Origin of the sequence: Paenibacillus rhizoplanae, from assembly GCF_042684125.1 — a bacterium.
Taxonomy (GTDB): Bacteria; Bacillota; Bacilli; order Paenibacillales; family Paenibacillaceae; genus Paenibacillus_AQ; species Paenibacillus_AQ rhizoplanae.
In genome coordinates, this window is sequence record NZ_JBHUKY010000040.1 from 1 (window position 1) to 8,428 (window position 8,428).

Here is an 8,428-nt window from a genome sequence, read left to right on the forward strand (position 1 = left end):
ACGACTACAGCATCTTTTAGAATGGATGCGACGGATGCCACCCACTTATTTTCATTCCTGGGGGTGACAAGGCCTCTGTCTTGTCATGCCTGTTTTTCGCATACATTTGGCCTACATACCTCACACCAGCTCATTGTATTCGTTTTTTCGCACACATCCGGCCCGCATCCCGGCTCCCCATTTCAAAAAAAGCCCGCCCCTCCCCGCAGCAGCGGCAGATGGACAGGCTTTTTTCCTTTTAACCTCAGGCTTCCCCTCGGCTTAAGCGCCCAGGATGATCTCCCAGACCGGCTTCGTATGGCCGCCCGGATAGAAGATATACAGCAATACATAGACAGCGACTCCGGTGATGGCGGTGATGAACCAGATGACGGCGGTCACTCTGCCCCACTTGCGGTGCTTGGCATACTTGGCCTTGAAGCCGAGCGTCAGCGTAGTGATGCCGAATACGGCAGCGACGGTAGCCAGCACAATGTGGAAGATCAGGAAGACATGGTAGATCGTCGTCAGCTCATCCGGCCCGCCCCAGGAGGTATTGCCTACGAACACCGTTCTTGACGAGTACACCAGGAAGAACAGAATCGCTGCCACCGCAGCCGCAATCATTGTCTTCTTGTGCGCTTCGCGTTTGCCTTGAATGATCTGTCTCCAGCCGATTGCCACCAGCACCGCGCTTATGACGATGAACGATGTACTGATCGTAGGAAACAATGTGAAAATATCCATGAATATCCCCCTCGGTACTTACCAGCTCATTATAGTTCAGACCTCCTCCGCCAGGGCAGAGGGTGACGCGGACACATCCGTGTCCTCTTGTCCGTTCTCTTTTTTATACCAATGATAGAACACATAAGCAAGCATCGAGGCGAAAATAAATTCCTGAATGAACTTCATCACGATGCCGCCGACCTGCTGATCTACCTTGGGGGAGAGAGATCCGAAGAAGCCGGGACCGCCAAAAGCCTGCAGTAATGCAGCCGGACTCTGCGGAACACAGTAGCCCATCGCTTTCGCCCAGGTGCCCGGGTCGCTATACGTTGCATACAGAGGGGAACTGGCAAAGATAATCAGCCCGCAGGCCGGTGTCAGCAGCACCATGTTAAGGAAGATGAAGCCCACCTGCCCCAGACCGCTAAGCGCCCGGTATTCCGGCAAGGGGTTGATCAGATTCCACCACATCAGCGCCGAGGTCAGGAACAGAACGCCATAATACAGACGGTGAACGGTGAAATGCAGCATGACATAATCATGGATGGCGGGGATGTGGTAGAGCGAGAACAGGCCATTGAAGAGCAGAGCCGCCACCACCGGCTTAGCGAGAAAAGCCAGTCCCTTCAGCGGATTCACCCGCAGCAGGGCACGCCAGCACCAGTCGGGGATACCGAGCATAATTAGCGGGACCGCCACCAGATAGGATAAGGCCATACTAACCATATGGAATGAAAATAAGATATGTCCCAGCAGACTGACCGGTCCCCCCTGCGCCAGATAGAGGGCCAGCATTCCGCATAAGAACAGCCCCCTCCGCCAGAAGGGGACTGCAGTACTGCCCTCAAAACGGGAGGCCAGCGGACCGATCAACACAAAATATCCGGCAGTCAGGAGGAGCAACAGGGCCAGAAACAGCGGACTCCATAGTTCTGTGAAGCTGAAATATTGCAATCCCGGTATCATCCTCAAGACCTCCCCGGAGATAGAATCAATCCCACCATACCCAATAGAGCGCCATTACAATACTGGTGCCTGCGATAAAAAAGCCGCCCAGCATGAAGATAATCGGCAGCATATGCCCTTTGTCCTTCAGATGCATCCAGAAGCCCATCTGCAGGAACACCTGCAGCACAGCCATTACCAGTAGCAGGATAATCGCAAAGGTAGCATTCACCCCTCCGGCTGCCACCGCGGCAAAAGCGATCAGCGTCAGCACCACGGAGAACACAAACACCACAATATGCCGCTGCGGTCCTTCCGGACGGTGCCGGTGCTTCACCGCAGAATCTGAAGAAGGCTGCTTCGTCGTCATGGCTTCACCCCACCTTTCCGAGCAGGTATACGACTGTGAAGATAAAGACCCACACCACATCAATGAAATGCCAATACATCGCCGACACGTAGATCTTCGGTGCGGTAACCACCGTCAAGCCTTTATACAGCAATTGTCCGATCAGCACGGAGATCCACAGAATCCCGAAGGCAACATGGGCACCGTGGAATCCGACCAGCGTATAAAACGCCGAGCTAAACGCACTCGTGGTCATCCCAAATTCCTCATGCCGGATATATACACTGAACTCGTAAATCTCCAGGATCAGGAATGCAAGGCCAAGCAGGACGGTCACCACCAGCCAGTTCCTTAGCTGGGCTACATTTCCCCGGTGCATGGCCTGGATAGCGAACACACTGGTCAGACTGCTGACCAGGAGGAGGAAGGTTGCTGCCGCAACCAGCGGCAGATGGAACAGCTCAGCCGCCGAGGGTCCCTCATTCGTCTGATTGCGCAGCGCCAGAAAGGTAGCGAACAGGGTGCCGAAGAGCACCGCTTCCCCTCCGAGGAACAGCCAGAAGGCCAACACTTTATTTCGTCCTTCCAGGGTCGCTTTCTCAGGTTCATGCGGGAGTGTACCGTCCGCTGCTTCAGCATGTGCCGTTGTCATCTCTGCTCCCCTCCTTCCAGCTCTTCGGGTTCGATATGCCAGCCGTGATCGTCGAACAGCGACCGCATCAGCATCGATCCGAAGGTAATAAGAAGCCCCAGCGCCGTAACAATATAGTTATTGAACAGGAAGCTCATCATGCTGCTGCTGAATTCATCGCGGCTGAACATGAAGCCAAGGCCCGCAATGAAGATACCGACGGACATCAGGAACGGCAGAATCGTAGCCGACGGCATATGAATCGGGCCTATCGGCTCCGCAGGAGTCATGGCCTTATGTCCGGCCATTTTCTCTTTCCAGAAAGCATCCAAGCCACGCACCAGCGGCGTCTGCTTGAAGTTATATTCCGGCGGCGGCGAAGGTATCGTCCATTCCAGGGTACGCCCGTCTTCCCACGGGTCTTCCGGCGCATCCGCTGGCCGTCTGGAGGTCAAGAACACATTTACAAGGAAGATAATCATGCCCACTCCCATCAGGAACGCCCCCACCGTACTGACCAGGTTGAGCGTATCGAACTGCTGGTTCGGCAAATAGGTGAATACGCGCCGTTGCATCCCCATCAGTCCCAGGAAATGCTGCACGAAGAACGTTAAGTGAAACCCGATAATGAAGGTCCAGAAGGTCCACTTGCCCAAGGACTCGCTGAGCATCCGCCCGAACATCTTCGGCCACCAGTAGTGCAGCCCGGCGAACAGCCCGAGCACCAGACCGCCGACAATGACGTAGTGGAAATGCGCTACCACGAAGTACGTATCATGGAACTGGAAGTCCGCCGGCGCGGAGGCCAGCATCACCCCAGTTACCCCGCCCATCGTGAAGGTGGGAATGAACCCGGCCGCGAACAGATTCGGGGTCGTGAAGCGCACCTGTCCGCCCCACATGGTGAACAGCCAGTTGAATATCTTGATCCCGGTCGGCACGGCAATCAGCATGGTAGAGACGGAGAACAAGGCGTTCGCTACCGGACCGAGGCCGGTGGTGAACATATGATGCGCCCAGACCATGAAGCCCAGGAAGGCGATCAGAATCGTGGCGAAGACCATGGAGCTGTAACCGAACAGCCGCTTGCGCGAGAAGGTCGGAATGACCTCGGAGATGATGCCGAAGGCCGGGAGAATCAGAATGTACACTTCGGGATGGCCGAAGATCCAGAAGATATGCTGCCACAGTACGGGATTGCCCCCACCGTCAACATTGAAGAAATTGGCGTCCAGTATCCGGTCGAAGGTAAGCAGGACAAGTCCTACGGTAACCGCAGGGAATGCAAACAGAATAATGGCTGAGGTAATGAAGGTAGCCCAGGCGAACATCGGCATCCGCATGAAGGACATCCCCGGCGCACGCATCGTAATGATGGTAGCCAGGAAGTTAATCCCGCCAATGAGTGTGCCGAGACCGGCAATCTGTAGCCCTATCGTATAAAAATCCACTCCGTGCGAGGGACTGTATCCCTTACCGGAGAGTGGGGTATATGCGGTCCAGCCTGCATCAGGCGCACCGCCCATCACCCAGCTCAGGTTAAGCAAGAGACCGCCGAACAGGAAGGTCCAGAAGCCCAGCGAGTTGAGAAAAGGAAAGGCGACATCCCGCGCGCCGATCTGCAGCGGAATTACCGCATTCATCAGCGCAAAAATAACCGGCATGACTCCAAGAAAGATCATGGTCGTGCCGTGCATGGTAATCAGCTCGTTGAAGGTCTGAGCGTCCAGGAAGGTATTCATCGGCTTGATCAGCTGAATACGGATCAGGATCGCCTCAATGCCCCCTATGCCGAAGAAGAGGCCGCCGGCCCATAGATACAGAATGGCTATTTTTTTGTGGTCGACGGTGGTAATCCAGTCCATCAGCCCGGTATGCCGCTTGGCGCTGTGGCCGGGCTGCAAGGGCTGGGAGGGCTGCAAGGATTGCGCTGCGTGAGCCAAGGTATGTACCCCCTTATCAAATATGCTGCTTCCGCTTCGGTCATAGGCCCCTAGTCCAGCGTATAACCGGCCAGATATTCGGCAATGCCGTCGATCTCTTCATCACTTAAGCCCATATCCTTCGGGTTCGGCATCTTGTTGCCGGGCTTCACACTCTGCGGATCATGCAGCCAAGTCTTCAGATTCTCCAGAATCGGCGCCCCGTCTTCACGGGTGTCATCATTAAGCAGAATCCCGGCAACCGATTCACGCGAGCCGATTCCGGTCAGACTGGGAGCCACCGGTGATGCAGGCATGCTGCCAATCGCATGGCAGCTCAGGCACTGGGACTTGAACTTCTCAGCCAGTACCGGGTCTTCCGGCATCACAGACTCCGGTGCCTTCATCGAAGCCACCCAGTTGTCAAAGGCCTCACCACTGACCGACTTCACCTTAAACTCCATGAACCCGTGGGAAGGGCCGCACAGCTCCGCACATTTTCCACGGTAAACGCCTTCATTCGGCGCACTGAAGCTGAAGCGGTTCACCGTGCCGTCGGGGTTAGTATCCATTTTCCCGGCCAGCGAGGGTACCCAGAAGGAATGCAGCACATCCTTGGTGCTCAGCTCGAAGGCGATGTGCTTGCCTGTAGGAATAATCAGATCCTGCGCAGTCGTTATTCCGTAATCCGTATATTCGAACTCCCACCAGTATTGGTGGCCGGTCACCTTGACCTTGATCGCGTCCTTGTCATCCGAATGATCATTGCCGGCAGCGAACACCACCTTCACCGTGGGAATCGCCAGCACAATGACGAGGATAAGCGGGATGACCGTCCACAGCACCTCCAGCTTGAAGCTGCCCTCCACCTGCTTCGGAATCTCATCCTGATCCTTCTTCCGGCGGAAGCGAATCCATACATAAGCCGCAATAGAGAAGACGATCAGCAGCACCACAATCATGATTGCGATCGACAGCTTCATCAGTCCGTAAGAGCTTTCCGCTACGGGTCCCTGCGGTCTGAGTACCGACAAGTCCTCCCGCCCGCATCCGGCCAGAAGGAGTCCAAGCGCTGCCGTCATGGGAAGAAGCCGCTTACCAGCCTGCCACGTTTTCATCATTGATCTACCCCGCTTTTCCCGAATTCGTAGATTAGAGTATTTTCCTGTCAATTATAACAATCACTATTAATATAAGTTCGGCCCACGGTTTTGTCAATCGTTCACAACAAATTCACATAATCATTTTTGAATCGCGGAAAGCTTGTCAATACTGATTTTAAAAGCGCTTTCAATATTGCCGAAAAACTGTTAAACTACTTTTGAAGCGTATTCATATGTAGTTGTGTCTATTAATTCATTTGACATACGAAGATCATCTGCAAAGGACATACAAAAAAAACCGATTCCAGAAGCAGCAGGCTGCCCGGGCACGGTTTATGAGAATCCTCATGGATGTTATCGCTCGAATGTAAATTAAATGTATAGTGTCGGAATCACACAGCACGAAACAGAATTAATCGCTCTGCCCGCTGCTTCACGAGACGGAAGAATTCATTCTAACCAGCTCATGCTCCACAACCATGGTCAGTTCTTCCTCATAGCCTCCCGTGATCCGATATTTCCGGACGTACTCTTTCACAAATTTCTTGGGATCTTTGGGCCGGAAAATACGTGTCATTTCCCTTAGACTTTCCTTGACTTCGTTATGACCTTTACTTGCCATGATCAGTTCCCTCCCAAAACATTGAAAATGAATGCTCCGTTGTAGAGAATGCATGATGAAAAGTTCGCCGTAACCTTGAAATGCAAGTAAGAACCATTACACATACGCGGCTTGCATTACCCGTCCAGACTACCATTCCAGTAACTTGGAAATCCGCCTTGCCGGTGAAGCAGGTTCGTCGTGATTTGGGCTGAGAGTAAGGATGTCCCACTGCAAAGACACCTTGACACTTTAATTACCCGAAGAGCCACTTGCTGAATCACTCCTTTCGGGCCTTATCGTTATATTGTATCATATTCCAGATTAACTTCCACCTTTCCATGTAAAAATGCAAATGGAAATTTTTTATAGTATATGCTTGCCCTCCCGTTTGGGAACCTGAACATAGTGTGCCCCCTATCCCCAGAAATTATTGGACAGCATCTCCGCACGGCTCATACTTTGCCTGGACACCTCATAGGCTTGTAGGGAAGAAGCATGAATATTATTCGTCCTTTTCTCTACAATCCAAGGAGAGTGAGCCCTTTGTCGCCTTTCAGATCTTCCACCGGACTGCCTGATAACATTGCCGCCGCCTTGTGTTATTTCTTCCCGTTCATCGGGGCAATTATTTTCCTCGCGCTGGAGAAGCGCAGCCGCTTCGTCCTGTTCCACTCGCTTCAATCCCTGATTGCCTTCGGTGCGCTCATGATCGCCCATGTGCTCAGCGGCTTCATTCCGCTTCTCGGTGATGTGGCGGGCGCCCTGATCTCCCTCTGCAGCTTCGCGGTCTGGCTCCTGATGATCTACCATGCCCTGGGCAGCAGATGGTTCAAGCTCCCCTGGGTAGGGCAAATCGCCGAAAGCCAGCTGCGGCAGCTATAGCTCCGTGGTGCACAAGTGGAAACGGCTTTGCCGTCCTTTTATAGGGCGGCATTCGTTTCAGCGAGAAATAGAAGGATAAGTTATCGTGTGAAACATATAATTTCTTGTATTTCAAAATAGTTTCCCTTTTGCCTGTCCGCTCCTTACAATGGGATAAGACATGCAGGAATCTACAGGCTGGGGGAAGCATCCATGTATTTGTTCATCATAAATTCCCGCTCCGGCGGCGGAGCGGGGCTGCGGACCTGGCACACCATCCAGGCCTTGCTTGAGAAGCGGGCCGCTGCGTATGAAGCGCTACTCACACATAGCGCTGACAGTGCGGAGAGCCAGGTGCTGCAGACGCTTGCCCGCCGCGAGGACTGGCGCGCCGCCATCGTTGTCGGCGGCGACGGCACGATCCACAGTGTGCTGGGCGCACTGCGGCGCAGTGGGGTCCCGCTGGGAGTCATCCCGGCGGGTTCGGGCAATGACACCGCGCGCGGGTTCAGCATCCCGCTCGCGCCTGAGGCAGCGCTGGATCACGCGCTGCAGGAGCGTTGCATCGAAGCCGATCTGCTTAACGCGGCAGGTGTTCTCACCCTGACCGCGGTGGCCAGCGGCTTCGACGCGCAGGTGGCCGTCAATGTGAACGCCAGCCGCTACAAGCGGCTGTGCAACGCCATTGGCGCCGGGCGCCTAGCCTATATCATCGGCGTGCTGCATACGCTGATGACCTTCAAGCCCTGCCGCGTCAGCGTGACCTGCGACGGTAAGGAGCAGGCCTATGCCCAGGCGTGGCTGGTCTCGGTCTGCAACCTGCCCAGCTACGGCGGCGGGCTATTGATCTGCCCGCAGGCGGAATCAGGCGATGGCCTGCTTGACGTCTGCGTCGTGCACGGGGTCAGCCGCGGGCAACTGCTGCGGCTGTTCCCGACGGTGGTGAAGGGCAGGCACACGAAGCTGCCCTATGTAACTATGCTGCGCGGACGCAGCGTAGCCGTCCACTTCGCGCAGCCGCGCCACGCCATCGGCGACGGCGAAGCGCTCGGCACGGCGCCGCTGGCCGTGGCTTGCGAGCCGGGCGCGCTGCGCGTGCTCTCGCCGCTGGCGGCAGCCTCGGCGGTGGCTGCCGGCGCCGCGGGGTCCTGCCTCACGGGCGGCTAGGCTGGACGCGGCGGGGCGCATATGTGGTTCAGCGTAACGGACTGAGTGGGTTTAGAATAGATAGTAGACGCCACTTAACGGACGGAGGGATAATAAGGATCACGGAGGTGTGTTGCCATGGGTGAACAACGAAAACGG

General features: G+C 55.0%; 9 protein-coding genes. 2 read left to right on the forward strand and 7 right to left on the reverse strand.

Annotated elements, in window-relative coordinates; all coding sequences use genetic code 11:
- Positions 1-261 precede the first annotated feature (261 nt).
- The 7 genes from ACFSX3_RS22125 to ACFSX3_RS22155 form a co-directional block, all read right to left on the reverse strand.
- Positions 262-726 carry a DUF420 domain-containing protein gene (locus tag ACFSX3_RS22125; RefSeq protein ID WP_036695274.1) on the reverse strand — a complete coding sequence of 155 codons (465 nt, stop codon included), beginning with the start codon at positions 724-726 and terminating at the stop codon, positions 262-264.
- Positions 727-762: 36 nt separating this feature from the next.
- On the reverse strand, positions 763-1,671 hold the full coding sequence (gene ctaG, locus ACFSX3_RS22130; RefSeq protein ID WP_209994884.1) for a cytochrome c oxidase assembly factor CtaG: 909 nt from the start codon (positions 1,669-1,671) through the stop codon (positions 763-765).
- Positions 1,672-1,699: 28 nt separating this feature from the next.
- Positions 1,700-2,023, reverse strand: a complete 324-nt coding sequence (locus tag ACFSX3_RS22135) for a cytochrome C oxidase subunit IV family protein (protein ID WP_209994879.1) — start codon at positions 2,021-2,023, stop codon at positions 1,700-1,702.
- A gap of 4 nt (positions 2,024-2,027) precedes the next feature.
- The gene (locus ACFSX3_RS22140) at positions 2,028-2,654 is read right to left on the reverse strand and encodes a cytochrome (ubi)quinol oxidase subunit III (protein WP_209994880.1); all 627 of its coding nucleotides are present in this window, start codon (positions 2,652-2,654) and stop codon (positions 2,028-2,030) included.
- Complete coding sequence (ctaD, locus tag ACFSX3_RS22145; protein WP_209994885.1) at positions 2,651-4,498, reverse strand: cytochrome c oxidase subunit I; 1,848 nt, start codon at positions 4,496-4,498, stop codon at positions 2,651-2,653. Before ctaD ends, ACFSX3_RS22140 begins: the two co-directional genes overlap by 4 nt.
- Positions 4,499-4,626: 128 nt before the next feature.
- Positions 4,627-5,676, reverse strand: a complete 1,050-nt coding sequence (gene coxB, locus ACFSX3_RS22150) for a cytochrome c oxidase subunit II (protein WP_209994881.1) — start codon at positions 5,674-5,676, stop codon at positions 4,627-4,629.
- 415 nt (positions 5,677-6,091) lie between these two features.
- Positions 6,092-6,280 carry a hypothetical protein gene (locus ACFSX3_RS22155; protein WP_019913840.1) on the reverse strand — a complete coding sequence of 63 codons (189 nt, stop codon included), beginning with the start codon at positions 6,278-6,280 and terminating at the stop codon, positions 6,092-6,094.
- Positions 6,281-6,805: 525 nt separating this feature from the next.
- On the opposite strand from ACFSX3_RS22155, the gene ACFSX3_RS22160 reads away from it, so the two are divergent.
- Together ACFSX3_RS22160 and ACFSX3_RS22165 are read left to right on the forward strand one after the other, a co-directional pair.
- Positions 6,806-7,144 (forward strand): DUF4870 domain-containing protein, encoded by a 339-nt coding sequence (locus ACFSX3_RS22160; protein ID WP_209994882.1) that lies wholly within the window; start codon positions 6,806-6,808, stop codon positions 7,142-7,144.
- 192 nt (positions 7,145-7,336) lie between these two features.
- Positions 7,337-8,290 carry a diacylglycerol/lipid kinase family protein gene (locus ACFSX3_RS22165; protein WP_209994883.1) on the forward strand — a complete coding sequence of 318 codons (954 nt, stop codon included), beginning with the start codon at positions 7,337-7,339 and terminating at the stop codon, positions 8,288-8,290.
- The last annotated feature ends 138 nt before the right edge of the window (positions 8,291-8,428 follow it).